The sequence below is a fragment of the Isoptericola sp. NPDC055063 genome (assembly GCF_053608125.1).
On the sequence record NZ_JBSGUW010000019.1, the window covers coordinates 30,959 to 54,556 of the forward strand.

The window sequence follows — 23,598 nt, forward strand, 5'->3', positions numbered from 1 at the left end:
GACCGAGGGGTGCCGAGGCTCCGGACTCGGCGGACCTGGGCTCAGCGGGACTGCGCGAGCGCGTGCTGCAGCCAGTCGGCGAGCAGCTTCCCGACCTCGTCGGGGGCCTCCTCGGGCAGGAAGTGGCCGGCGCCCTCGACGAGCTCGTACCGGTAGTCGCGGGCGAGCGCGGCCCCGTCGACGTCGGCGTACCGGGGATCGATGAAGCCGTCGAGCGCGCCCTGCACCTGCAGCACCGGGACGTCGACGGGCTGCCGGAGCTCGGCCAGGTAGCGCCGGCCGTCCGGGCGCGGGGTGGAGCGGACCATCCAGCGCAGCGACTCCATCACGGTGTGCGCGGCGAACGGGATCCGCATGACGGTGCGGTAGAGGTCGTAGGCCTCGGTGCCGAGCGGCCGCGCGGCGCCGTCGCGCAGCACGCGCGCCACCTGGTCGCCGTCGGTGAGGCGCCGTTCGGGCAGCGTGGGCAGCTGGTAGGCGGCGAGCTGGCGGCGCGCCAGCGAGGTCAGCAGCCGCCGGCCCGAGACGTGCAGGCGCGCGGGGTGCGGCGACGAGACGGCGGCCACGCCCGCGGTGACCGCCGGCTGCAGCCGCGCCATCGCCCACGCCGTCACGCCGCCGGTGCCGTGGCCGACGACGACGGCCCGGTCGTGCCCGAGGGAGCGCACCACGCCGGCCACGTCCTGCGTGCCGGTGGGGACGTCGTAGCCCGACGGCGGCTTGTCGGACGCGCCGACGCCCCGCAGGTCCATGGCGGCCACGCGGTACCCGGCGTCGGCGAGCTGCTCGACCTGGTGGCGCCACGCCCACCAGAACTGCGGGAACCCGTGCAGCAGGAGGACGAGCGGGGTGCGGCCGCCGTTCGACCGGTCGGGTCCGGCCAGCGCCACGTGGAAGCGCGCGCCGTTGGCGGGCACGAGCTCGTGCCGCCAGGGCCCGCCCACGAGGGCGCTGGAGAAATCGCTGGAGTCCGACATCGCGGTCACCGGTCGAACCTACCCGCTGCGTCGCGCCCCGGCCCGGGGCGGCGCGCAAGGCGCACGTCCGGCGAGGTCCGCGAGCGAGGTTCTGCGGGCAGCGAGGTTCAGCGGGCCGTGGCGCGCCCGGTCGCGCCGTCGACCGCGGCGCTGCCGTCGGCGCCGTCGGCAGCGGCGTCGGCGTCGTCGGAGGGGCGGGGCTCCTTGGGCGGGTCGAACCGGTAGCCGACGTTGCGGACGGTGCCGATGAGCTGGTCGTGCTCCGGCCCGAGCTTGGCGCGCAGCCGCCGCACGTGCACGTCCACGGTGCGGGTGCCGCCGTAGTAGTCGTAGCCCCAGACCTCCTGCAGCAGCTGCGCCCGCGTGAAGACACGGCCCGGGTGCTGCACCAGGTACTTGAGGAGCTCGAACTCCTTGTAGGTGAGGTCGATCGGCCGCCCCCGCAGCCGGGCGGTGTAGCCGCCCGCGTCGATGGCGAGGTCGCCGGCGGAGATCTCCTGCGGGCCGTCCTCGACGGGCCCGCGGGCCGAGCGCTCGACGACGAGCCGCAGCCGGGCCTCGACCTCGGCCGGCGACGCCCCCTCGAGCAGCAGGTCGTCGGCGCCCCACTCGTGCGTGACGACGGTCAGGCCGCCCTCGGTGAGGACGAGCACCAGCGGCACGGTGAGGCCGGTGGCGTGCAGCAGCCTGCAGGTGGTGCGGGCGGCGACCAGGTCGCGGCGGGCGTCGAGCAGCACCACGTCGGAGTCGGGCGCGTCCACCAGCGCGGACGGCTCCATGGGCAGCACCCGGACACGGTGGTTCAGCAGGCCCAGCGCGGGCAGCACCTCGACGGAGCCGCCCGACGCGGGCGTGAGGATCAGCAGCTCGGCCACCGGCACCTCCTCCCGGTCGTATGACGGTCCGTTCGACAGCGTCCGACAGGTGCGTCCGCCAACGTACCGCGGCGCGGTATCCGTCACACCGCGGCCGTCCCGGCACGATGTCCGGTCCCCGCAGTGTGCCCTGAACCATGTTTCCGGCGCGTGAAGAACCGTTGACCGGACTGTGTCGCGGGTCGTCCTGCCGAGGACTCCCGGGGCAGGTCGTGGCCGCGCCGTCTGCGACACTCGTCGTCGTGACCGTGACCACCCGTGCCGTCTGGACGGCCGTCCTCTCCGCCGTCGTCGCGGCCGCCGCGTCCCTCGACGCCTACGGCGTCCTGCCCCTGACCGGTGTCGCGGCGGTGCTCGTGGTGCTCCTCGCGGCCGGGTGGGCGCCGCTGCTGCGGCTGCCCGCGCAGGGCGGCACGACGGTGGTCGTCGCGATGGCGGGCCTCGGCGCCGTCGCCGTCGCGTGGGCCACCAAGGGGGAGCCGGTGCTGCGCAACGTGCCGCTGGTGCTCGCCATGGCGCTGGTGCTCGCGTTCGTCGCGGAGATGCTGCGCCGCGGCGGCCGGCCCCGCCTGGTGGAGTCGGTGAGCGGCACCGTGACCGGCGCGGTCGTCGCCGTCTGCTGCTCGGGCTGGGTGGCGGCGGGGCGCTCGGAGGCGGGCGCGTCGCTCGTCGTGGTGAGCGCGGTGGGCCTGGCGGTGGCGTCGGCCGTGTCGGCGACGCCGGTGGCACGCGGGTGGGCCGGATCCCTGGTCGGGGTGGCGCTCGGCGGCGTCGCGGCCGGCGCGGTCGCGACCGTGCTCCCGGGGATCGACCCGGTCAGCGGCCTGGTCTCCGGCGTCGTGACCGGCCTGGTGGTCGCCGTCCTGCGGCTGCTGTTCGAGCGGCAGCCCGCGCTGACCGGCCGCCGCGCGGTGCTGGCGGCCGTCACGACGCCCGTCGCGGTCGCCGGCATCCTCGTGTTCGTCGTCGGGCGACTGGTGATCGCGGTCGCCTGACCGACCGCTGAACGCTGACCGGTGACGGGGCCGGCGACGGGCCGGTCAGGCCTCCGGCTCGGCCGGGGCCTGGCGGATGGCCTCGCCCGCCAGCTCGATGCGCACGGTCTTGGAGACGAGCACGCCACCCGCCTCGAGCGCGACGTTCCACACGAGGCCGTACTTCTCGCGCTCGAAGTCGGCGGAGGCGTTGAAGCCGAAGATGTCGTTGCCGAACGGGTCGCGGCGGGCGCCGCCGAACTCCGCGTTCAGCGCGATCGGGTGCGTGATGCCGCGGATCGTGAGGTCGCCGTGCATCACGAACTTCGCGGAGGTGCGTTCCTTGCTGGCCTGCGGCACGGCGGTCCGACCGGGGGCGCGGCCCTTGAGGCGGGCCCAGGAGAACATCGGGTCCTCCTCGGCGCGCCACTCGAGGCCCGTGCTGCGGAACTCGATCGTCGGGTAGTTCTCGACGTCGAGGAAGTCGGGGCTGCGCAGGTGCGTGTCGCGGTCGGGGTTGTGCGTCGTGATCGTCGCGGTCTCGAGCGTCGCGGACACGGACGACAGGTGGGGGTCCTCGGCGACGTGGATCGTGGCGGTGCCCACGGGGAACTCGCCGCGCACCGGGCTGACCATCATGTGCATCGCGAGGAAGCCGAGCCGCTTGTGCGCCTCGTCGAGCACGTACGTGCCCGCCGCCGGGATGACGAGGTCGTTCCAGGTCCGGGTGGGCGAGGTCATGAGAAGTTCTCCGGGATCGCGACGTCGGGGGCCGGCGCCCGTCGTGGCGGCGGGGGGAGGCCTCGGGAGGGGCACGCCCCGCGCCGGGCGGACCGGGCAGGGCGTCAGGGGTGCTTCAACGTTGGTGCTTCAACCTTCAATCTACGGCACGTGCCCCGGTCGACGGGAGTGGCTTTCCGTCGCGTGGTCGGCCTCACACCGCGGGCGCGCACGGTGTGACGCGCGGTGTGATCAGTAGACGAGCGCCTGCGCGCCGGGGCGCAGGACCTCCTCGGCGAAGACGGCCGCGCCCGCGATCCGCACGCCCGGCAGGACGTCGTCGGGCCCGAGGCCGCGCCGCGCCGCGCACTGGGTGCAGAGGGTGACGGAGCCGGCGGCGAGGACGGCGGCGAGCAGGTCGGCGGCGGGCGCCGCGTGCTCCAGCTCCAGCTCCGCGACCCGGCCCGGCGCCGCGAACCAGGCCGACTCCCCGGTGAGCCACAGGCTGACCTCCGCGCCCGCGGCGACGGCGGCCGCGGCGACCGTCAGGGCCTGGTTCGCCGCCTCGGGACGGTCCAGCCCGGACGTGGTCTTGATCACGAGCGAGCGCGCGGGGGCGGCGGTGTGCGAGGTGCTCATGAGCGGCGACCTTACTCACGCCCTCCCGCGCGACGTCCAGCCGGCGCCGCGCGCGGTCGCGGCGGTGGGTGCGGGCGGGGTCGGCTGGGTAGGATCGCGGCATGTCGATCCAAGCTCTCGAGGCAGTGTTCACCGGTCTTCTGGTGGTCGTGACCGTCACGATCCTCTGGTTCGCCGGATACGTCGTCTACAAGCTGTTCCAGGGCCAGCGCTGATGCCCTTCGCCTTCCCCGAGGGCCTCGCGCCCGAGGTGTACCCGCTCGCGTGGCTCGTGGGCCGCTGGCGGGGCGAGGGCGTGATCGAGTACACCGGCATCGACGAGACGCCGTTCGTGCACGACCTCGTCTTCGACCACGACGGCGGCCCATACCTGCGCTTCGAGTCCATGCTGCGCGTGCGCTCCGCGGCGGCCGCCGACGGTGAGGGCACGGACGAGGCCGGGGACGAGCCCGACACGGTCTGGTCGACGGAGACCGGCTACTGGCGTGTGTCCAGCGACCGGCCCGAGGGCCTCGAGGACGACCGGCACGCGCTCGAGGTGCTCGTCACCGACGCGTCGGGCCGGCTGTCCCTGTTCCTGGGGGTGGTCGGCAACGGCCGCGTCGACCTCGCCACCGACTTCGTGGCCCGTACCTCCACCGCCGCCGAGGTCACCGCGGCGAAGCGGCTGTACGGGCTGGTCGAGGGCCGGCTCATGTGGGTCGAGGAGCTCGCGGCGTTCGGCCACCCGCTCGGCTCGTACGCCTCCGCCCAGCTCGACCGCGTCGAGAGCGACTGAGGAGCCGCGCGATGGACTCACCCCTGCTCGACCGCCACGGCGCGGTGCCCGCCACGGGCGCCGACGAGGGCGTGGCCTGGCACTACGGCGACCCGGTGGCCGAGCAGCGCGCGCTCGCGCGCGGCGGCGCCGTCGTCGACCAGTCGCACCTGGGCGTCGTGCGGGTCGCCGGGCCCGACCGGCTGTCCTGGCTGCACTCGATCACCTCGCAGGACGTGCAGGCGTTGGCGCCGCGCACGTCCACCGAGCTGTTCGTCCTGTCGCCGCAGGGGCACGTCGAGCACGCCGCGGGCGTCGTCGACGACGGGGAGGCCACCTGGCTGGTCACCGAGGGCGACCACGCCGCGCCGCTCGCCGCCTGGCTCGAGCGCATGAAGTTCATGATGCGGGTCGAGATCGACGACGTCTCCGGCGAGTACGCCGCGCTGGGGGAGCCCGTCGCCGCCGAGGGCGCCGAGGGCGAGCCCGTGACCTGGTGGGACACCTGGCCGCGCGTCGCGCAGGGCGGCACCCGGTACGGCCCGCCCGAGACGGAGCACCCCGGGCTCGACCGCCCCTGGCGGCTGGTGCTCGTGCCGCGTGCCGACCTGGAGGCCGCCGTCGCCGAGCGGGAGGCCGCCGGCTGGACGCTCGCCGGCACCTGGGCCACCGAGGCGCTGCGCGTCGAAGCGTGGCGCCCGCGCCTGTCGCACGAGGTCGACCACCGCAGCGTGCCGCACGAGCTGGACTGGCTGCGCACCGCCGTCCACCTGCACAAGGGCTGCTACCGCGGGCAGGAGACCGTCGCACGCGTGCACAACCTCGGCCGTCCGCCGCGCCGGCTCGTGCTGCTGCACCTCGACGGCTCGCAGCACGTGGTCCCCGAGGCGGGGGCCGAGGTGCGCGTCGGCGGCGGCGAGGGCCGCGCCGTCGGCACCGTGACGACCGTCGCGCGGCACCACGAGCTGGGCCCGGTCGCCCTCGCGGTGGTCAAGCGGTCCGTGCCCGAGGACGCCGAGCTCACCGTCGTGGGCGACGTCGGCGGCCAGGAGCTGCAGGTCGCGGCGGCCCAGGAGGTCGTGGTGCCGGGCGACGGCGTCTCGGCCGACCGGCCCGAGGCCCACGGCCCGCTGACGCGCGGGCTGACCCCGCGCGGGTCGGACGCCCCGCAGAGCCTGCTGTGACTCCCGCCGCCGGGTCGCGCGCCCGGCCGACACCCGGGGTGCCGGGGCCGGCGTGAGCGCGGCCGCGGGGGGCGAGGGCGGCACGCCGGTGTCCCGGCGCGCCGGGGCCGCGGCGCGCGCGGCCCTGCGCACCCTGCCCCGGCGGATCCGGTTCCGCCAGGGCATCTCACGGGTCCGGGTCGCCTTCTGGCCGATCGTGCAGGCCGCGCTCGCGGCCGGTGTCGCCTACGGCCTCGCGACCGTGGTGCTGGGCCACACGCAGCCGTTCTTCGCCGCCGTCGCCGCGTGGGTGTGCCTCGGCTTCAGCTTCGACCGCGACCTGCGCAAGGTCGCGGAGGTCGCGGCGGGCGTCGCCCTCGGCGTCGGCCTGGGCGATGTCATGGTGCACCTCATCGGGTCCGGCTGGTGGCAGATCGCCCTGGTCATGGCCGTCTCGGCCACGATCGCCCGGTTCATCGACCGCGGCCCGCTCGTGACGATCCAGGCGGGGGTGCAGGCCGGCGTCGTCGTGGGCCTGCCCGCGTCGGTGGCCACGAACGGCGCCTTCGGGCGGTGGACCGACGCCCTCGTGGGCGGCGGCGTCGCCCTGCTCGTCGCGCTGCTCACGCCCGGCGACCCGCGCCGCCGCCTCCGCGCGCTGGCTCAGGAGGCCACGCGCGAGCTGGCCCTGACGCTGGAGTCCGTCGCCCGCGGGCTGCGCGACGGCGACCCGGACGAGCTCGCCGCCGCGCTGGTGCGGGGGCGAGCCGCCGAGAAGGTGCTCGAGGACTGGCAGGACGTGGCCCGCACCTCCGACGACATCGCGCGGGTGAGCGTCAACCGGCTGGTGCGCGCCGACATCACCCGGCTCTCGGCGCAGGCGGTGCTCGTGGACCGCGCCATGCGCAGCGTGCGGGTGCTCGCGCGCCGCACGCCCGCCGCGCTGCGGTCGCTCGGCGTGCTGGAGGACGACGTCGGGGACCACCGCGTGGCCGCGGCGTCGCTCTCAGGGACCCTCCCGCCGCCGCCGCAGGTCGACCCGGTGGCCGACCCGGTCGCGGACCTGGTGGTGCGGTTCGCCCACGGCGTGCGGCTGCTGGCGAGCGCGCTCGGCGCGGGCGACGACCCGGCCGACGCCCGCCGGGTGCTGGCCGAGGTCGCCGCCGACGCCGACCCGCGCACCCTGGGGGAGGGGTACTGGCAGGTGCAGTCCCTGGTGCTGCTGCTGCGCTCGCCGCTCGTCGACGTGCTCGAGGCCGCGGGCATGACGCCCGACGTCGCGCGCGCGACGCTCCCGGAGATGTGACCGCGAGGTAGTCCGGTCCGCGCCGAGGTAGTTCGAGCCCCGCCGTGGTAGTTCGAGCCGCGCTGAGGTAGTTCGGCTCAGCGCGTCTCGACGACGTCGGTGTCGTCCGCGAGGAGCTGGTGCGCGAGCTCCTCCACGAGGTCGTCGACCTCGGGCTGGTCGCCGCCGGGCCACTCGGCGACGTACCGCCGCAGCCGGCGTCGTTCGGCCTCGCGGATCGACTCGGCGACGGCGTCGCCGTCGGGCGTGGCCAGGACCGCGTCGCCGTCCACCTCGACCAGCCCGCGTGCCTCGAGCGACCGCGCGACGCCGAGCACGGTCTCGGGCGAGACCTCGGTGCGCTCGGCCATGAGCCGCACGGACCGCTTCCGCTTGAGGGAGACGCGGGTGACCATCCACGCCTCCTCGGCGGAGAGGTCGTCGTCGCGCGCGATCGTCTCGTACACCTTGAGCGGGTCGAGCTTGCCGACGCGCCGCCAGAGGATGAGCCGCAGCTCGTCGAGGGAGGTGCGGGCCGAGCCCACCGCGAAGGTGTCGCCGGCCGCCTGCCCGGTGCTGCCCGGCCCGGCGCCGCGGGTGGCGCTGCGGAGCTCGACCTCGGGGAGCAGCCACGTGAGCAGGAACGCCAGGACGGCCACGGGCACGGCCCACAGGAAGACGACGTGCAACGACGTCGCATACGCGTCGAGGAACCAGCTCTGCACCTCGGGCGGGCACTGGGCGAGGGTCTGGGTGGACGCCGCGAGCGACTGCGGCCCGCACGGTCCCTGGGCGGTCGGGGGCACGCCGGTGACCAGCTCGTCCGCGAGCCGGTTGGCGAAGACGGTGCCGAAGACGGCGACGCCGACCGACGAGCCGATGGTCCGGAAGTAGGTGGCGCCGGACGTCGCCGTCCCGAGGTCCTTGTAGGCGACCGCGTTCTGCACCGCGATGACCAGCACCTGCGTCACCATGCCGAGGCCCGCGCCGAGCACGAACATGCTCAGGCCCGCCTGGAGCGTGGACGTGTCCCGGCCCATGAGGGACAGCAGGTAGAGCCCGCACGACGTGATCGCCGTCCCCAGGATCGGGTACACCTTGTACCGGCCGGTGCGCGAGATGAGCTGCCCCGACCCGATCGAGGTGATCAGCATCCCGAGCATCATCGGCGTCATCTCGAGGCCGGACTCGGTGGGCGTGGAGCCCTTGACGGTCTGCAGGTACAGGGGCAGGTACGTGATCGCGCCGAACATCGCGAACCCGACGACGAACCCGACGATCGCCGAGACCGTGAACACCTTGCTGCGGAACAGGTGCAGCGGCAGCACCGGCTCGGGGGCGCGGCGCTCGACGACGACGAACGCGACCACCCCGAGCACGGCCGCCGCGATCATGGCCCAGACGGCGACCGAGTCCCACGCCCAGGTGGTGCCGCCGAGGCTCGTGACGAGCACGATCGCCGTCGAGACCGTGGCGAGCAGGATGATGCCCGCGTAGTCGATGCGCGGCTTCTTGCCCGCCTCGATGTGGGGCAGGACGGACGCGACGACGAGCAGGGCGACGATCCCGATGGGGATGTTGATGTAGAACACCCAGCGCCAGTCGAGGTTGTCCACGAAGAATCCGCCCAGCAGCGGCCCCGCGACGGAGGAGACGCCGAACACGGCGCCGAAGAAGCCCTGGTACTTGCCGCGCTCCCGGGGCGGGACGACGTCGCCGATGATCGCCTGCGACAGCACCATGAGCCCGCCGCCGCCGACGCCCTGCACGGCGCGCCACGCGATGAGCTGGCCCATCGTCTGCGACGTGCCGGACAGGATCGAGCCGACCAGGAAGATGACGATGCACGCGATGAACAGTGCCTTGCGCCCGTACAGGTCGCCGAGCTTGCCCCAGAGCACGGTGGTGGCGGTGCTGGCGAGCATGTAGGCCGTCACGACCCAGGACAGGTGCTCCGCGCCGCCCAGGTCCGAGACGATGGTGGGCAGCGCCGTCGCGACGATGGTCTGGTCGAGCGCGGCGAGCAGCATGGCGAGCATGAGTCCGCCGAAGATCGCCAGGACCCGGCGCTGGGGCAGGGCCTGCGGCTCGGCGGTCGGTGCGTTCGGAGCGGCCATCGGTTGCCCTCTCGGCTCGGGCGGACGACGGCGTCCGCGCGGTGGAGCTTGCGTCCCGCTTCGCAGGCTCGCACGGTCTACGGCGGACGGCGCGGCGAACTACCTCAGCGGGATCGGGACTACGTCGGCGGGACGCGGACCACCTCGGCGAGGAGGGGACTACCTCGGCGGGAGGGGGACTACCTCGGCGAAGTGGTGCACGTGCAGCACCTGTTGTCGTCGAGTAGTTGATGAGATACAGTACTTGTCGTGATGCAGCGAGACGAACCTTCGACGGCGGACGACGCGTTCTCCGCCGACCTGCTGCGTGGCCACACCGACACGATCGTGCTCGCGACGCTCCGCCGCGGGGACCGCTACGGCTTCGAGATCTACAAGACGATCCGCGACGCCACGGGCGGCGCGCACGAGATCAAGGAGGCCACGCTCTACGCGACGTACCGCCGCCTGACCAAGGACGGGCTGGTCGAGGCCTACTGGGGCGACGAGTCCCAGGGCGGGCGCCGCAAGTACTACCGGATCACCGACGCCGGCCGCGCCGTCTACCGGCGCAACGTCGCCGCGTGGGTCGCCACGCGGGACGTCATCGACTCCCTCCTCCGCACGGACCGCACAGACAAGGACACCCCGCGATGACCACCGTCCACCGCCTCCTCGACGACGCTTTCGCCGGCGTCGAGCCGTCCCCCGAGGTCCAGGACCTCAAGGAGGAGATCCGGGCGAACCTCGAGGCGCGCGCCGCCGAGCTGCCAGACGGCAGAGCCACCCCCAGCAAGGGCAACCGCCCCGCCTTCCACGAAATCTGAAACATCCCCGCAACCGTCTCCAAGGAGCAAGAAGAAGTCGCCGCGCAGACCGGCGGCGAGCCGCGCACCCCGCTGCAGGAGGCGTTCGCCGTCGCCCAGCAGCAGCGCGTGCGCCCGAAGCCCCGCTTCGTGCTCGGCGTCGTGCTCGCGTCGGTCGTGCTCGTCGCCGCGCTCGCCTTCGCGGGCCTGGCGGCGGCCGGCGCCTTCGCCTTCGGCCTGCCGGGGATCGCGTACGCCGCGCTGCTGCTGACGGCGGCCAGCGCGGCCGGGTTCGTCGTGGGGCTCTCGCTGTCGCAGGAGACCACCACGAACCACCCGATGCCGTCCCGCCGCGCCGGTGGCTACTACCTCGCCACCGGGCTCACGGTCCTCGCGCTGCTCCTGGCGCTGTTCACCGTGCTCGGCGTGTTCGACGCCTGGATGTACGTGGTCGCGGGCGCCGGGTTCGTCGTCGGCGGCACCCTGTTCACCCTGCTCGGCGTCACGCAGACCAACCGGAAGAAGGCGTGGGTGCGGGACGTCGCCCGGGCGCACGCCACCGGGCACCACTACGACCGCTTCGAGCACGACCCGGCCGCCGCCGCGCGGTTCGGCGTCTACACGGTCGTCATCTGGCTGGTGGCGTTCGTCGTGTTCGTCGTCCTCGGCCTCACCGTCGGCTGGGCCTGGTCCTGGCTGACCTTCGTCGTCGCCCTCGCGGTGATGATGCTGATCCTCGCCCGGATGCTCTTCACGACCGTCGGCGAGCAGCAGAAGAAGTGACACAAGAACGGTCCCGGGCGACTGCCATCGCCCGGGACCGGTGGCTCGGGTCCGGTGCACGACCGCACCACGAGACGCACTCCCACCCTAGGGCGTGCGCCGGACCCTCCGACCGCGGGTAGACCCGCAAGGAGGAAACATGTCCACGACCCCGCAGGGGTCGGCCCCGGCGATCGACGTCGCCGGGCTGACCAAGACCTATGGCCCCGGCCGAGCCGGCGGACGAGGCGCGCGCAGCGTGCGCGCGCTCGACGGCCTCGACCTCACCGCCGCGCCCGGCAGCGTGCTCGGCCTGCTCGGCCCCAACGGCGCCGGCAAGTCCACCACCGTGAAGATCCTCGCGACGCTCTCCGCCCCGGACGGCGGGACCGCGCGCGTCGCGGGCCACGACGTCGTGCGCGACCCGGCCGCCGTCCGGCGGTCCATCGGGTACGTCGCCCAGCGCCCCGTGACCGATCCCATGGGCACCGGGCGCGAGAACCTCGTCCTGGCCGGCCGGCTCCAGGGCCTGCGGGCCGGCGAGGCCCGGTCGCGCGCCGACGAGCTGCTCGAGCGGTTCGGCGTCGCGCACGCCGCCGACCGCCTCGTGAAGACCTGGTCCGGCGGGATGGCGCGCAAGCTCGACGTCGCTGTCGGCCTCGTGCACCGGCCGCAGGTGCTGTTCCTCGACGAGCCCACCACCGGGCTCGACCCCGAGGCGCGCGCCGCGATGTGGGCCGAGATCGAGCGCATGGCGGCCGGCGACGGCATGACGATCCTGCTCACCACGCACTACCTGGACGAGGCCGACCGGCTCGCCGACCAGGTCGTCATCGTGGACGCCGGCCGCGTCGTCACCGCCGGCACCCCCGACGCCCTCAAGGACGAGCTGCGCGGCGACGGCGTCACCGTCGAGCTCGACGGCGCCGCGGCCGCCACCGCCGCCGCGCCGGTGGCCGCGCGCGTGCCCGGCGTCGTCGACGTCGCCACCGAAGGGCGCACGCTGCGGGCGCGCGCCGACGCGGGCGCCACCGCCCTCCCGGCGCTGCTCGCGGCGCTCGACGCCGCGGGCCTGGGCGTCCGCGCGGCGGGGCTGTCGAGGCCCACCCTCGACGACGTCTACCTGCGGCACACCGGCCGCAGCCTGGAGGCCGCCAACCGGGCGGCCGGGACCGCCGGCGAGCGCGCCGGCGCCGAGACCACGGAGGTGGCGGCATGAGCACCACGACGATCGACCCGACCGCGGCGCGCCCCGCCCGGCGCCCCGCGCCCCGCCGTACCGGCGCGCTCACGCAGGCGCGGCTGCTCACCGCCCGGCAGGCCCGGCAGGGCATGCGCATCCCCGTCTTCATGGTGATGAACCTGCTGCAGCCGATGATCTGGCTGCTGCTGTTCGGGCAGCTGTTCCGGTCCGTCATCGAGATCCCCGGCTTCGCCGGCGGCGCGGACGTCAGCTACCTCGAGTACCTCACGCCCGGCGTCGTCATGATGACCGCGATGGGCGGCGCGGCCTGGGCGGGCACCACGTTCGTGCAGGACATGGACCGCGGCGTCATGGACCGCTTCCTCGCGTCGCCCACCAGCCGCGGCGCCCTGCTGTCCGCCACGATGGCCTGGTACGCGCTGCTCGCGTGCGCCCAGGCGCTGGTGGTCGTGGGCGTGGCATGGCTCGGCGGCGCACGGTTCCCCGGTGGCTGGGCGGGCGTGCTCGTCATGCTCGTCGCCGTCGCCCTGCTGAGCTGCCTGTTCGCCGCGCTCTCCGGCGCGGTCGCCCTGCTCACCCGGCAGCAGGAGGCACTCATCGGCGTCTCCCAGCTGCTCACCATCCCGCTGATGTTCCTGTCGTCGGCCGTGATGGACCCGTCCCTCGCGCCCGACTGGATCGCCACCGCCGCGAAGGTCAACCCGTTCGACTGGGCCGTCGTCGTGGCCCGCGACGCCCTGCAGGGCTTCGCCGACCCCGGCACCGTGTGGCTGCACCTCGGCCTCCTCGCCGCGGCCGTCGCCGTCATGGGTGGGCTGGCGTCGCTCGCCTTTCGTGCCTATCGACGGGCCATCTGACGGGTCGTGCGGGCGGGACCGCGTGGGGCGGGGGTGTTCGTGTCGCGAGGCGCACCATCCGCCGCTCGTCCCTCGCGGCTCCCGCCAGGCCCGGCCAGCCTCGCGACACGAACACCCCCGCCCCACGCTCCGCACGGCCCGTCCCCCCGCTCCGCTCCTGTCCCCGGCAGACCGCCGAGCAGGCAGTTGACACCCTTATCGCACCCCGCGAGGGGCGATAAGGGTGTCAACTGCCTGCTCGGCGACCGGGTGCCTGTTCGGCGGGCGGGTCGGGACGGTACGGTCGTCGGTCATGGAGGTCTCCGTCAGCGCGCTGCGCGCCGAGCTGAAGTCGTGGATCGAGAAGGCTCGTGCGGGCGAGGAGGTCGTCATCACCGAGCGCGGGGTGCCGGTCGCCCGGCTGTCGGGGGTGCAGACCGCGGACCTCGTCGCCGACCTCGTGCGCGACGGCCTGCTCACCCCCGCCGCGACGGAGCGGCCCGTGCACGCGGTGCCCGACGGCGAGGCCGCGGCCGTCGCCCGGCCGTCCGCGCGGCCCGCCGCCCGCCCCGCGTCGCGCATGTCCGACCTGGTGCGCCGCATCCGGCGCTGACCCGCGGCGCACCACCGCACCACCGCACCATGACCACCGCACGACGCCGCACCCGACGACCGGACGGAGCAGGATGGCACTCGTCTACTTCGACGCCAGCGCGTTGGTGAAGCTGTGCGTCCACGAGTCCGGCTCCGGGCTCGCGAGCGCGCTGTGGAACCGGGCCGACGTCGTCGTCAGCTCGCGCATCGCCGACGCGGAGGTGCGGGCGGCGCTCGCGGCCGGAGAGCGGGCCGGCGTGCTCGACCCGCTGGCGCGCCGCCGCGGCGACGCGACCTGGGACGAGCTGAGCGCCGGCCTGCACACCCTCGAGGTCACGCCCGAGATCTCGGCCCGGGCCGCCGAGCTGCTCGCGTCGTGCCCCGTGCCGCTGCGCGCGGCCGACGCCCTGCACGTGGCGAGCGCGCTCGCCGTCGCCCACGACGACACCGTCGTCGCCGCCTGGGACGAGCACGTCGCCGGGGCCGCACGCTCCCGCCGGATGCGCGTGCTCCCGTAGGCTCGGCGGGTGATCTCCGCCGCCATCGGGTCCCTCCAGTACTTCCTGCTGATCGCGCTCGCGGTCGTGGTGTTCGTGGTGCAGCTCGTCGCCTTCGTCGACGCCGCCCGCCGCCCCGCCCGCGCGTACGTGTCCGAGGGGAAGCTGACCAAGAACATCTGGCTGCTCATCCTCGGCGTCGCGGCGCTGATCGGCCTGTTCGGGCTGCCGCCGATGCTCATGACGGCGGGCTCCTTCTTCAACGTCATCGCCACGACCCCCGCGATCATCTACTGGGTGGACGTGCGCCCCAAGATCCAGTCGTACGGGACCGGCGGGGGGCGTCGCCCGCAGGGTCCGACGGGCGGATGGTGACGTGGCGGACGAGATGACGACGCCCGGCGACGCCCGTCCTTCGGCTCCCGTGGCGCCAGTGGCTCCCGTGGCCGTCGGCGCGGTGCCGCTCGCCGAGGTGGTGCGCGGCGACCTGGTGGAGTCGGTGCACCTGGGGCACCTCGTGGTGCTGGGCCCGGACGGGGGTGTGCGGCTCGAGCTGGGCGACGCGGCCACGACGATCTGGCCGCGCTCGTCGGTGAAGCCGCTGCAGGCGCTCGCCATGGTGCGCTCCGGCCTCGACCTGCCGGACCGGCTCCTCGCGCTGGCGGCCGCCAGCCACAGCGGCGCGCCCGAGCACCTGGAAGGGGCGCGTGAGATCCTCGCGGGCGCCGGCCTGGACGAGTCGGCCCTGCGCAACACTCCGGACCTGCCGCTCGGCCGCGCCGAGTCCCTGGCCTGGCTGCAGGCGGGACGCGGCCCGGAGCGGATCGCGCAGAACTGCTCGGGCAAGCACGCCGCCATGCTCGCGACCTGCGTCGCCGCCGGCTGGGACACGGAGACGTACCTCGACGCGGAGCACCCGCTGCAGCGGGCGGTCCGTGCCGCGGTCGTCGAGCTCACGGGAGACGACGACCCGCACGTCACCACCGACGGCTGCGGCGCGCCCCTGTTCTCGACGAGCGTGCGGGGGCTGGCGCGGTCGTTCGGCCGGCTCGCGGCGGCCGGCCGGTCGAGCGACGGCGGGGACCCTGGCCGGATCGCGCGCGCGATGGCCCGGCACCCGGAGATGGTCGCGGGCCGCGGGCGCGAGGACACCCTGGTCATGACCGCCGTGCCGGGCACGATCGCGAAGATCGGGGCCGACGGCGTGTGCGCGGCGGGCCTGCCCGACGGGTCCGCCGTCGCGTTCAAGATCCTCGACGGCGGCGACCGGCCGCGCCCGGCGATCCTCGCCGCGGCGGTGCGTGCCGCGGGGGCGGCTGCCGTCCCGGGCGCCGACCTGGCCGCGCTGGACGCCGTCGGGACGACGCCCGTGCTCGGCGGCGGCGCCCCGGTGGGTGCCGTGCGCCCGGCGTTCGGGGCGGCCGGCGCGTGAGGGCGGTCCTGCAGCGCGTGACGCGCGCCAGCGTCACGGTGGACGGCGAGGTCGTGGGCGCGATCGACCGGCCGGGCCTCCTCGCCCTCGTCGGCGTGACGCACGACGACGGCGCCGCCGAGGTGGCGACCGTCGCCCGCAAGATCGCCGAGCTACGCATCCTGCGTGACGAGCGCTCGGCCCTCGACGCGGGGGCTCCCGTGCTCGTGGTCAGCCAGTTCACCCTCTACGGCGACGCCCGCAAGGGCCGCCGGCCCACGTGGAACGCGGCGGCCCCCGGCCCGGTCGCGGAGCCGCTGGTGGACGCCGTCGTCGCCGACCTGCGCGCCCGGGGACTCGAGGTCGCGACCGGACGGTTCGGCGCGGATATGGACGTCGAGCTGGTGAACGACGGCCCCGTGACTATATTGGTGGAGACCTGACAAATTCCTGACCTGCGTATATGCGCAGGTCGGGGGTGAATTCCTCAGGTCGCCGCCGCCGAGCACCGACGCTCGGCACGAGACGGGAGGCCGACGATGACCTCGATCCGGGACGGCGCCACGCCCTGGCACTCCTCCTCCCCGGTCCGTGCGCGGCCCGTCGCGCCGCAGGTCGTGCGTCGGGTGGCGACGTTGGTCGGCGGGGACGCGGACGCGCTCGCCCAGACGCTCGCCCTGCTCACCCCGTGGCAGCTCGCCGGGACGGAGTCGCTGCCCGACCCGCTCCCCGTGACCCCCGCCGTCCGCGCCAGGACGCTCCTCGGCACCGGCACCCTGGACGCCGAGGACCGGGCCGTGCTGCTCGCCGCGAGCGTGCTGGTCGTGGACCGGGTTGACGTGCTCCTCGGCGCCACCGGCGCCGACGTGGACCGGCTCCTCGGCCCGCCGCTCGCCGAGCACCTGCGGCTCGCCGACGGCCGCTACCGCGTGGCCGACCCCCGCGTCCGCGCCGTCGTGCACGAGGACGCCGACCTCACCGAGCGCACCGCGGTGCACGCGGCCCTGGCCGCCGAGCTCGAGCGGGCGGGGGAGAAGGGCGCCGCCCGCTGGCACGATGCGCTCGCCACCCTGGCCGGGGACCCGGCCCTCGCCGAGGGCCTCGTACGGCTCGCCGAGCGGCGGCTCGCCCAGGGCAACGCCGTCCTGGCCCACGCCGTCGCCCGGGAGGCGGCGAGCCACGGCACGGGCGCCGTGCGGGCGCGGGCGTTCCTCGTCGCCGGCCGGGCGGCGCTGCTCGCCGGGCACCTGCACGACGCCGCAGGCTGGCTCGACCGGGTCGCGAGCACCGGCGTCGCCGCCGTGCAGGCGGACGCCGAGCGGGCGACCGCCGCCGTCCAGGCCCTCGCCGGGACGGGCCCCGGCGCCCGGGCCGAGGACCCGGCGGGCGTCCGGTTGGCGCGCACCGTCGTTCCGGTCGCCCGCGCCGTCGTCTCGGCCGCGGACCGGGCCGCGGTGGTGGCGGTCGTCGAGGCCCTCGCGCGCCTCGACCGGGACCCGCAGGGCGCCGACCAGGTGCTGGCCCGCGCCGTCGTGACGGCCGTGCCCGCGGGGGACCCGGGCGCCTGGTCGCAGGCCGACGCGCTCACGCCGCTCGCGGAGGCGCACCTGCGCGCCGCGCAGGCGCTGCTGCTGGTGCGCAGCGGCGACACCACGCAGGCCGCGCGCGTCCTCGAGGACGCCGCCGGCCGCCTGCCGCTCGGCCACGTGGCCGGCGGGCTGGCCGCCGAGGTGGCCCGCTGCGCCGGCGCGGACACGGTCGCCGCCGGGCTGCGCGCGGTGGGCCCCGAGCCGGCCGCGGCCACCGTCGACGCCGCGCGTGCCGTCGGGTGCGTCCGCCCCGACGCCGTACCGTCGCTCGTGGTCAGCGCCGTCCGGACCTGTCGCGGGACGGGCGGGCGGGGCGGGGGAGGCGCGGGCGTCTGGGACGACTGGGCCGGCGTGCTCACCGCGCGGGAGCTCGACGTCGCGCGGCTCGTGGCCGACGGGCTCGCCAACAAGCAGGTGGCCGACCGGCTCTGCGTCTCGGTGCGCACCGTCGAGGTCCACCTGGGGCGCGTCTTCCGGAAGGTGGGCGTGAGCTCGCGCGGCGAGCTGACCGTCGTCGCGCACCGGCGGGCGTCCTGACCTGCGAAGCCCGGCCCGGTGACCTGCGGGGACGCCGGCCCGAGGGCAGATGGTCAGTGCTCGGTACGGCGGCGCCGGGCGGCGGCGACGGCGATCCCGCCCGCGGCGACCAGGGCGGCGGCCGCGGCGACCAGGCCCGCGACGCCTGCGCCGGTCTGCGGCAGGAAGCTGGACGTCGGCGTGACCGGCGGGGCGGCCTCCGGCGGCACGGCACCGGGGACGGTGGAGCCGGGCGTCGGCGTCGGGGTGGCGCCGGGCGGGTTGGTCGCGCAGCTCGGCGACGACGGCGGGTAGGCGGCCGTCAGCGTCAGCTCGGGGTTGACCTGCAGCTTCACGTCGACGGACGGGCGCACCCAGTCGAACTCGTCGCCCTCCACCCAGACGCCGTTCTCCAGGCGCCAGCCCGGCCAGTCGACGGGGTTGCCGGCGGAGTCCACGACGGCGCCCGGCCACAGGACGCGGCCGCTCATCGGCAGGTCGGCCTGGACCACGTCGTCGCCGTCCGGGTTGAGCCACGTGATCGTCACCGTGGTGTTCGGCGTGCCCGTCGCGGTCACCGCGTAGCGCAGGTACGGGACGTCGCCGTCGCACACGGGCTCGAAGATCTGCGCCGTGAGCGTCGGGACCTCGGGCGGCGCGTAGTCCGTGCTGCTCGGGCTGGGGCTCGGGTCCGTGGCCGCGACCGCGGGCGTGGCGGTGAGGGCGGCGCCGGCACCTAGGAGCAAGGCGACGGCGATACCGGCGGAGCGTGCGTGGGCCATCTCGACTCCTCGGGCGGTGCTCGCAAGGGGGCTTCCTCGGTCGTTCACGCTAGCCGCGCGGCGCCTCGCCGGACCCTGCCTCACCCGGGTGAAACCGCTGGCAGGAGGCGCATTCACCCGCTCCTCGCGAGCCCGCGGCATCAGTCGCAGACAGGCGCCTCGACGTCGAGCAGGCCGCCGCTCGTCAGAGTCGGCGTGGACCACACCTCGAGGCGGCCGGCAGGGGTGCCGCCGGCGCGCTCCGGCGCCGCCGGCACGGTGAGGCGCAGGGTGGTCCCCTCGCCCGGGGCGAGGGAGACGGTGACGGACTGGGTGGCGCGGCCGTGCGTCGTGCGGGCGTCGCCGCCGACGGCGCTGCCGTCCCGCTCCACGCGCGGCGCCCCGCCGTCGCGCGGGCCGGCGACCGTCACCCCGAGGCTCAGGGTGCCCGGCGGGCGCGCCCGGCCGGGGATCCCGGCGACGTAGGCGGGGAGCGCGGTCGCGGCGTCCTCCGGCGCGGTCGACGCGAGGTCGAGCTCCAGCGTGTCCACCCGGACCGCGGCCGTGCACTCCGAGCCCACGACCCGCAGCGCGGAGTCCAGGTAGGCCGACATCTTCCCCGACACGTGGTCCGTGAGGAACACGCCCACGGCGTCCGCGGCGCGCGGCGCGGCGGCGTACGACCCCGCGACCAGCGTGCCGGTCAGCCGCGCCTCCTCGTCGTCGTGGGCGGACCAGACGCGCAGCCGGTGCTCGCCCGCGGCGTGCTGCAGCGCGGTCAGCAGCGCCCCCGGGCCGACGTCCTCCGCCGTGGAGCGCGCGAGGACGGCCGCCGCCGTCTCGGCGTAGAACTGGTCGGCCGTCGCCGGGTCGAGGACGTCGTACACACGGCGCAGCAGCACGTCGACGACGTTCTCGGCCGTGAGCTCCACGCTGTCCCGGCCGACCTCCGCGGCGACCGGCGCCGACAGCTTCACGCGCACGGGACCCGTCTCGGCGAGCAGGAACGACAGCGCCACCGGGTCGGTCGCGAGCACGCCGTCGACCCTCTCGCCCTCGTTGCGGGCCCACATCGCCGCCGCCAGCGTCGCCGTCGTGGGGAAGTCGGGCGTCGCGGTCACGTCCTGCACGAACATGCCGAGGCGGCCCGTGTACGCGGCGTCGTCGTCGGCGGACAGCGGCAGCACCGGCTCGCGGAAGGACGGGAAGTCGGCGGCGGCCACCTGGCGCACCACGGTCGTGCGCCCCTGGTCGACGCGCAGCAGGAGGAGCGCGCCGGGGATCCCGCCGCCCGCCCGGAGCTCGGCGGAGCTCATGCTGAGCATCAGGTAGGTGCGCGGTCCGTCCGCGCCGAGCATCGCGGGGGCGAGCGAGGCGGCGCGGTCACCGGTGGCGACGACGGCGGCGAGGTCGTCCACCTGGTCGCGCAGGGTCGCGACCGGGCCCGTCAGCTGCGGCAGCAGGCTCTCGGGGTCGACGGCGTCGAGCCGCGCGAGCGACGCGTCCACCGACCGCTGGGCCGCGGCCATGCCGGGCGCCGCTCCCCGGAGCGGGGCCAGGTCGAGGCCGCCGTCGGGCGTGCGGGTCGTGGCGGGGACCGCGTCTGCCAGGTCGGCGAGGGCGGGCAGGACGTCGTCGGTGACGTCGTCGAGCACGACGGCCACGTCGGCGGCGGCCGACGCCGACGGGCCGATGACGGGCGCCCGGGCCGCCAGCCACCACAGCGGCCCGTCGGTGGACTCGCGGGCGACCGTCGTCTGGCGCCGCAGCTCCGCGAGCGCGGGGGAGGAGGCCAGGGGCGCGGGCGAGGCGCCGTCGCCCTCCGCGCGGACGCCGGCGCGCAGCTCCGCCGAGACGACCGGGACCTGCGCGGCCGCGCGCGTCAGCGCGGTGCGCGTCGCCAGCGCGTCGCGCACCAGCAGGAGGGCGCACGCGACCACCAGGAGCAGGGCCACGAGCACACCGAGCGCCACCCACCGGCCGACCCGCCGGCGTGGGCGGGGCGCCGGGGTGCGGGGGTCGGCCGCGGTGGGCGCCTGGCCGGTGTCGACGGTCATGTCGGCACGGTAGGTCCCCCCGGCCCGGGCGGAGGGATGAATCTGCGGGTGATGTCCGCGCCCGCGGGTGCAAGGCTCGTGGTCACGACGACACAGTCGCGGCGAGGGGAGGCTCGCGCCGACGCGTGCCCCAGGACCGCAGGAGGCCCGGTGGACCCGGACGAGACCGTGCGCCACGACGCGCCGGCGGGAGGCGACGCGGCGTGGTTCGACGCGCTGTTCGAGGCGCACGCCGGGGCGGTGCACCGCTACCTGGTGCGGCGCCTGCCGGCCGGCGGGGCGGACGCCGAGGACCTCGCCGCCGACGTCCTCGCCACCGCGTGGCGCCGGCGCGACGACGTGCCTCGCGGCGCGGAGCTGCCCTGGCTCTACCGGACGGCCGGCTTCGTCCTCGCCAACCACCGGCGCAAGGCGCGCCCCATCCCGGTCGCCCTCGTGCCGGAGGTTCCCGACGACGTCGACCCCGCCGCGCTGGCGCTCGACGACGACCACGTGCGTGCCGTGCTCGGCCGGCTGTCGCCCCGTGACCGCCGCATCCTCCTGCTGGTCGCGTGGGACGGCGTCGACGGCGAGGGGCTCGCCCAGGTGCTGGGGGTGTCACGCGGCGGGGCGGACGCGGCGCTGTCCCGCGCGCGGTCGCGGCTGCGCGCGGCGTGGGACGCGGAGGGCGACGCGGAGTCCGTCGCCGCGCCCGGGGACGACGGCGGCGAGGCCGCGCAAGCGGGTGCGCGATGACGACACAGACGGGGTGCACGACGCCCGCCGCGACGACGGGCCGCGACGCCGGGAGGGCAGCATGAGCCGGGACGAGGGCCACGACGAGGGCCACGACGAGGGCCACGACGAGGGCCACGACGAGGGCACCGACGAGACGCAGGGGCCGACGCCGGGCGCACCCGACGGGACGGGCGACGCGGCGTTCGACCGGCTCCGGGCGGCGGACCCGGCGGCAGGCGTCGGGACGCCCGCCGGGCTGCGCGCGAGCGTCGACGCGCGGCTGGCGGAGGACGGCCCCACCGCGGTCCCGGGCGCCGCCGGCACCGCGGGCCGGGACGAGGTCGCGGTCGACGAGGTCGCGGTCGACGCGCTCGCCGCGCGCCGTCGTCGGAGGCCGTGGCTGGCCGTCGCGGCCGTGGCGGCGTTCGCCGTCGTGGGTGGGGGCGGGTACCTGCTGGGCGGCGGCGCGTTCGCGGCCGGGGGGGCCGCTGACGAGTCCGGGGGTGCGAGCAGCAGCGTCGACTCCGAGGCCGCGAGCACCGCGGACGCGCCGGTCGTGCTGGGCGGCGGCGCGCAAGGCGGGTCGGGGGACCAGAGTGCCGGCGCGCGGGCCGGGGCGTCCGAGCAGGGCGCGGCGGGCCCGAGGTCCGGGGGCGCGTCGCTGGGCGCGGCGGACGACGGCGCGGGCGCGTCCGCGGCCGACACCGCCGCGTTGCCGAGCTGGTACGACTCCGGCCGCGCGACCTTCCACGGCGACCGCCTGTCCACCACCGGGGGCACCGCGGAGGCGTACGCCTTCGACGCGACCGACGTCGCGACCCGCGACGGCGCCGCGCGGCTCGCGGACGCGCTGGGCGTCGACGGGCAGCCACGCTGGGAGTACGGGTCGTGGGCGGCCGGGCCGCGCGACGGCGAGGGGCCCTCGATCTGGCTGTCGGTCGACGGCAGCGCCACCTTCTCCTACAACGACCCCGACGCCGACCCGTGGCGGTGCGGGGACGTCGCCCGCACGACCGAGGACGGCGACACGTCGGCCGGCGACGACGGTGACGGGTGCGCCGACGGGGGCAAGGATCCGGTGGGGGACGCGGCCGCCCGCCGGGCCCTGACGGACGTCATGACCCGCCTCGGCGTCGACCCGGCCGGCTTCGAGATCGAGGTGGCGAAGCAGACCGACGACGAGCCGGGCCGCTGGGTCACCGCCTTCCAGGTGGTGGGCGGCTCCCGCACCGGCGCGCAGTGGAGCGCGACCGTGGGCCCGGACGGCGTCGCCTGGCTGGACGGCTTCCTCGCCACCACCGCCGACCTGGGGGAGTACCCGGTGATCAGCCCCGCCGAGGCCGTCGACCGGCTCGGCGACCCGCGGTTCGCGGGCTCCGCGTGGCCCGTCGTGTACGCCGCGGAGCCGGACTACGCCGAGCCCGAGGAACCGACCGAGCCCACCGCGCCGCCCGCGCCCCCGGCGGCCGGCGACAAGGTCGACTGGCCCGTGTCCGACGTGGAGATCATCGGCGCCCGCCTCGGCCTGGCGCTGCAGACACAGGCCGACGGCGCCGTCGCCCTCGTGCCCGCGTACGAGCTCTCCGACGCCGACGGCAACGCCTGGTCCGTGCTCGCCGTCGCCGATGTCGCGACGGACTTCTCGGCATCCCGATGAGTCCGCGCCGTGCGTCGACCGCGGCCGCCGTCATCCTGGGGGCGCTCGCGGGCTGCGCGCCCCCGGGAGAGGTCGGGGCGTCCCCCGGCGTCGTGGTCGCCATGGCGGAGGAGTCGTTCCCGACGTCGGCGGCCGTCGACTGGGTGACCTACGCCGACCACGTCGTCGTCGTGACCGTCGTCGACGAGGCGGAGAGGGCGCGGTCGAGGGAGGACGGCAACCCCGCGGGCGAGCGGTACGTGGAGCGCGAGGTGGCGCTGCGGGTGGACGAGCGGCTGTGGAGCTCCGCCGACCCGCGCCACCGCGCGCCCCCCGACCGGTTCTCGATGGAGGCGGCGGGTTCCCTCGACCGTGACGGCGACCGCACGCCGTGGGCGGTCGAGGACACCCCGCGGATGGAGCGGGGCCACACCTACGTCGTCGCGCTCGTGTGGCGCCCCGCGGTGCCCGACCCGACGACGCCGACCCCCGCGCACTGGGCCTGGCTCGGCACGGACGCGCTCCTGCCCTACGACGACGGCACGATCGGCGTCGGCGAGCTCGAGGGCGTGGTCCGCGCCGCGCCGAGGGTGGTGCCCGAGGGCGACCCGGAGCGCTCGTTCGAGGACGCGATGGCGGGCCGGTCGGCCGCCGACCTCGCCGCCGTGCTCCGCGCGACCCGTCCGGTCGAGCGCGAGGACTACGGCTGAGCCCGACCCGTCGGAC

Annotated in this window: 25 protein-coding genes; 18 read left to right on the top strand and 7 right to left on the bottom strand. The window is 76.1% G+C overall.

Annotation, left to right across the window (positions count from 1 at the left end; genetic code table 11):
• Positions 1–41: 41 nt before the first annotated feature.
• On the bottom strand, positions 42–977 hold the full coding sequence (locus ACWF41_RS19805) for an alpha/beta fold hydrolase (RefSeq protein ID WP_380316771.1): 936 nt from the start codon (positions 975–977) through the stop codon (positions 42–44).
• A gap of 107 nt (positions 978–1,084) precedes the next feature.
• Positions 1,085–1,852 (bottom strand): winged helix-turn-helix transcriptional regulator, encoded by a 768-nt coding sequence (locus ACWF41_RS19810; protein ID WP_380316672.1) that lies wholly within the window; start codon positions 1,850–1,852, stop codon positions 1,085–1,087.
• A gap of 242 nt (positions 1,853–2,094) precedes the next feature.
• On the opposite strand from ACWF41_RS19810, the gene ACWF41_RS19815 reads away from it, so the two are divergent.
• On the top strand, positions 2,095–2,847 hold the full coding sequence (locus ACWF41_RS19815; protein WP_380316669.1) for a hypothetical protein: 753 nt from the start codon (positions 2,095–2,097) through the stop codon (positions 2,845–2,847).
• Positions 2,848–2,892: 45 nt separating this feature from the next.
• Here ACWF41_RS19815 and ACWF41_RS19820 read toward each other — a convergent pair whose 3' ends face one another.
• Both ACWF41_RS19820 and ACWF41_RS19825 read right to left on the bottom strand, forming a co-directional pair.
• Positions 2,893–3,567, bottom strand: coding sequence for a YceI family protein (locus tag ACWF41_RS19820; protein WP_380316667.1), 675 nt, complete (start codon positions 3,565–3,567; stop codon positions 2,893–2,895).
• A gap of 231 nt (positions 3,568–3,798) precedes the next feature.
• The gene (locus tag ACWF41_RS19825) at positions 3,799–4,185 is read right to left on the bottom strand and encodes a DsrE family protein (protein ID WP_380316665.1); all 387 of its coding nucleotides are present in this window, start codon (positions 4,183–4,185) and stop codon (positions 3,799–3,801) included.
• A gap of 214 nt (positions 4,186–4,399) precedes the next feature.
• Between ACWF41_RS19825 and ACWF41_RS19830 the strand changes: the two genes are divergently transcribed.
• Genes ACWF41_RS19830 through ACWF41_RS19840 form a run of 3 tightly spaced genes read left to right on the top strand, consistent with a single transcriptional unit; the run spans position 4,400 to position 7,411 of the window.
• Positions 4,400–4,963 carry an FABP family protein gene (locus ACWF41_RS19830; RefSeq protein WP_380316663.1) on the top strand — a complete coding sequence of 188 codons (564 nt, stop codon included), beginning with the start codon at positions 4,400–4,402 and terminating at the stop codon, positions 4,961–4,963.
• Between the two features lie 11 nt (positions 4,964–4,974).
• Entirely contained in the window at positions 4,975–6,126 is a 1,152-nt protein-coding gene (ygfZ, locus tag ACWF41_RS19835) for a CAF17-like 4Fe-4S cluster assembly/insertion protein YgfZ (protein ID WP_380316660.1), read from the top strand.
• Between the two features lie 52 nt (positions 6,127–6,178).
• The gene (locus ACWF41_RS19840; RefSeq protein ID WP_380316657.1) at positions 6,179–7,411 is read left to right on the top strand and encodes an FUSC family protein; all 1,233 of its coding nucleotides are present in this window, start codon (positions 6,179–6,181) and stop codon (positions 7,409–7,411) included.
• A gap of 77 nt (positions 7,412–7,488) precedes the next feature.
• Here the strand turns inward: ACWF41_RS19840 and ACWF41_RS19845 are convergent, their stop codons facing one another.
• On the bottom strand, positions 7,489–9,507 hold the full coding sequence (locus ACWF41_RS19845) for an MDR family MFS transporter (protein WP_380316654.1): 2,019 nt from the start codon (positions 9,505–9,507) through the stop codon (positions 7,489–7,491).
• A 252-nt stretch (positions 9,508–9,759) separates the two neighbouring features.
• Here ACWF41_RS19845 and ACWF41_RS19850 point away from each other — a divergent pair, with 252 nt between their 5' ends.
• The 11 genes from ACWF41_RS19850 (at position 9,760) to ACWF41_RS19900 (ending at position 17,722) form a co-directional block, all read left to right on the top strand.
• Positions 9,760–10,143 (top strand): PadR family transcriptional regulator, encoded by a 384-nt coding sequence (locus ACWF41_RS19850; protein ID WP_380316768.1) that lies wholly within the window; start codon positions 9,760–9,762, stop codon positions 10,141–10,143.
• On the top strand, positions 10,140–10,313 hold the full coding sequence (locus ACWF41_RS19855; protein WP_452183120.1) for a hypothetical protein: 174 nt from the start codon (positions 10,140–10,142) through the stop codon (positions 10,311–10,313). Before ACWF41_RS19850 ends, ACWF41_RS19855 begins: the two co-directional genes overlap by 4 nt.
• A gap of 108 nt (positions 10,314–10,421) precedes the next feature.
• Positions 10,422–11,075, top strand: a complete 654-nt coding sequence (locus ACWF41_RS19860) for a hypothetical protein (RefSeq protein ID WP_452183122.1) — start codon at positions 10,422–10,424, stop codon at positions 11,073–11,075.
• Between the two features lie 139 nt (positions 11,076–11,214).
• Entirely contained in the window at positions 11,215–12,273 is a 1,059-nt protein-coding gene (locus tag ACWF41_RS19865) for an ABC transporter ATP-binding protein (RefSeq protein WP_380316648.1), read from the top strand.
• Complete coding sequence (locus ACWF41_RS19870; protein WP_380316645.1) at positions 12,270–13,115, top strand: ABC transporter permease; 846 nt, start codon at positions 12,270–12,272, stop codon at positions 13,113–13,115. The genes ACWF41_RS19865 and ACWF41_RS19870 overlap by 4 nt, the downstream gene beginning before the upstream one ends.
• A 292-nt stretch (positions 13,116–13,407) precedes the next feature.
• A complete protein-coding gene (locus tag ACWF41_RS19875) occupies positions 13,408–13,707 on the top strand; it encodes a type II toxin-antitoxin system Phd/YefM family antitoxin (RefSeq protein ID WP_380322225.1) in 300 nt (99 codons plus the stop codon).
• 73 nt (positions 13,708–13,780) lie between these two features.
• The gene (locus ACWF41_RS19880) at positions 13,781–14,206 is read left to right on the top strand and encodes a type II toxin-antitoxin system VapC family toxin (RefSeq protein ID WP_380322222.1); all 426 of its coding nucleotides are present in this window, start codon (positions 13,781–13,783) and stop codon (positions 14,204–14,206) included.
• Positions 14,207–14,215: 9 nt separating this feature from the next.
• Positions 14,216–14,560, top strand: a complete 345-nt coding sequence (locus ACWF41_RS19885) for a DUF2516 family protein (protein WP_380322219.1) — start codon at positions 14,216–14,218, stop codon at positions 14,558–14,560.
• A 13-nt stretch (positions 14,561–14,573) separates the two neighbouring features.
• Positions 14,574–15,617: an asparaginase gene (locus tag ACWF41_RS19890; RefSeq protein WP_380322228.1), complete on the top strand. Its 1,044-nt coding sequence runs from the start codon at positions 14,574–14,576 to the stop codon at positions 15,615–15,617.
• Positions 15,614–16,039 carry a D-aminoacyl-tRNA deacylase gene (gene dtd, locus ACWF41_RS19895; RefSeq protein ID WP_380322216.1) on the top strand — a complete coding sequence of 142 codons (426 nt, stop codon included), beginning with the start codon at positions 15,614–15,616 and terminating at the stop codon, positions 16,037–16,039. Before ACWF41_RS19890 ends, dtd begins: the two co-directional genes overlap by 4 nt.
• A gap of 96 nt (positions 16,040–16,135) precedes the next feature.
• Complete coding sequence (locus ACWF41_RS19900) at positions 16,136–17,722, top strand: LuxR C-terminal-related transcriptional regulator (RefSeq protein WP_380322213.1); 1,587 nt, start codon at positions 16,136–16,138, stop codon at positions 17,720–17,722.
• A gap of 53 nt (positions 17,723–17,775) precedes the next feature.
• On the opposite strand, the gene ACWF41_RS19905 is transcribed toward ACWF41_RS19900, so the two are convergent.
• Together ACWF41_RS19905 and ACWF41_RS19910 are read right to left on the bottom strand one after the other, a co-directional pair.
• The gene (locus tag ACWF41_RS19905) at positions 17,776–18,483 is read right to left on the bottom strand and encodes an LPXTG cell wall anchor domain-containing protein (RefSeq protein WP_380322210.1); all 708 of its coding nucleotides are present in this window, start codon (positions 18,481–18,483) and stop codon (positions 17,776–17,778) included.
• 140 nt (positions 18,484–18,623) lie between these two features.
• The gene (locus ACWF41_RS19910; protein ID WP_380322207.1) at positions 18,624–20,519 is read right to left on the bottom strand and encodes a DUF4012 domain-containing protein; all 1,896 of its coding nucleotides are present in this window, start codon (positions 20,517–20,519) and stop codon (positions 18,624–18,626) included.
• Positions 20,520–20,669: 150 nt separating this feature from the next.
• On the opposite strand from ACWF41_RS19910, the gene ACWF41_RS19915 reads away from it, so the two are divergent.
• The 3 genes from ACWF41_RS19915 to ACWF41_RS19925 all read left to right on the top strand — a co-directional run bounded on the left by ACWF41_RS19915 (position 20,670) and on the right by ACWF41_RS19925 (position 23,582).
• A complete protein-coding gene (locus tag ACWF41_RS19915; protein WP_380322204.1) occupies positions 20,670–21,254 on the top strand; it encodes an RNA polymerase sigma factor in 585 nt (194 codons plus the stop codon).
• Between the two features lie 61 nt (positions 21,255–21,315).
• Positions 21,316–22,893 carry a hypothetical protein gene (locus ACWF41_RS19920; protein ID WP_380322201.1) on the top strand — a complete coding sequence of 526 codons (1,578 nt, stop codon included), beginning with the start codon at positions 21,316–21,318 and terminating at the stop codon, positions 22,891–22,893.
• Positions 22,890–23,582, top strand: a complete 693-nt coding sequence (locus tag ACWF41_RS19925; protein ID WP_380322198.1) for a hypothetical protein — start codon at positions 22,890–22,892, stop codon at positions 23,580–23,582. Before ACWF41_RS19920 ends, ACWF41_RS19925 begins: the two co-directional genes overlap by 4 nt.
• Positions 23,583–23,598: the final 16 nt, after the last annotated feature.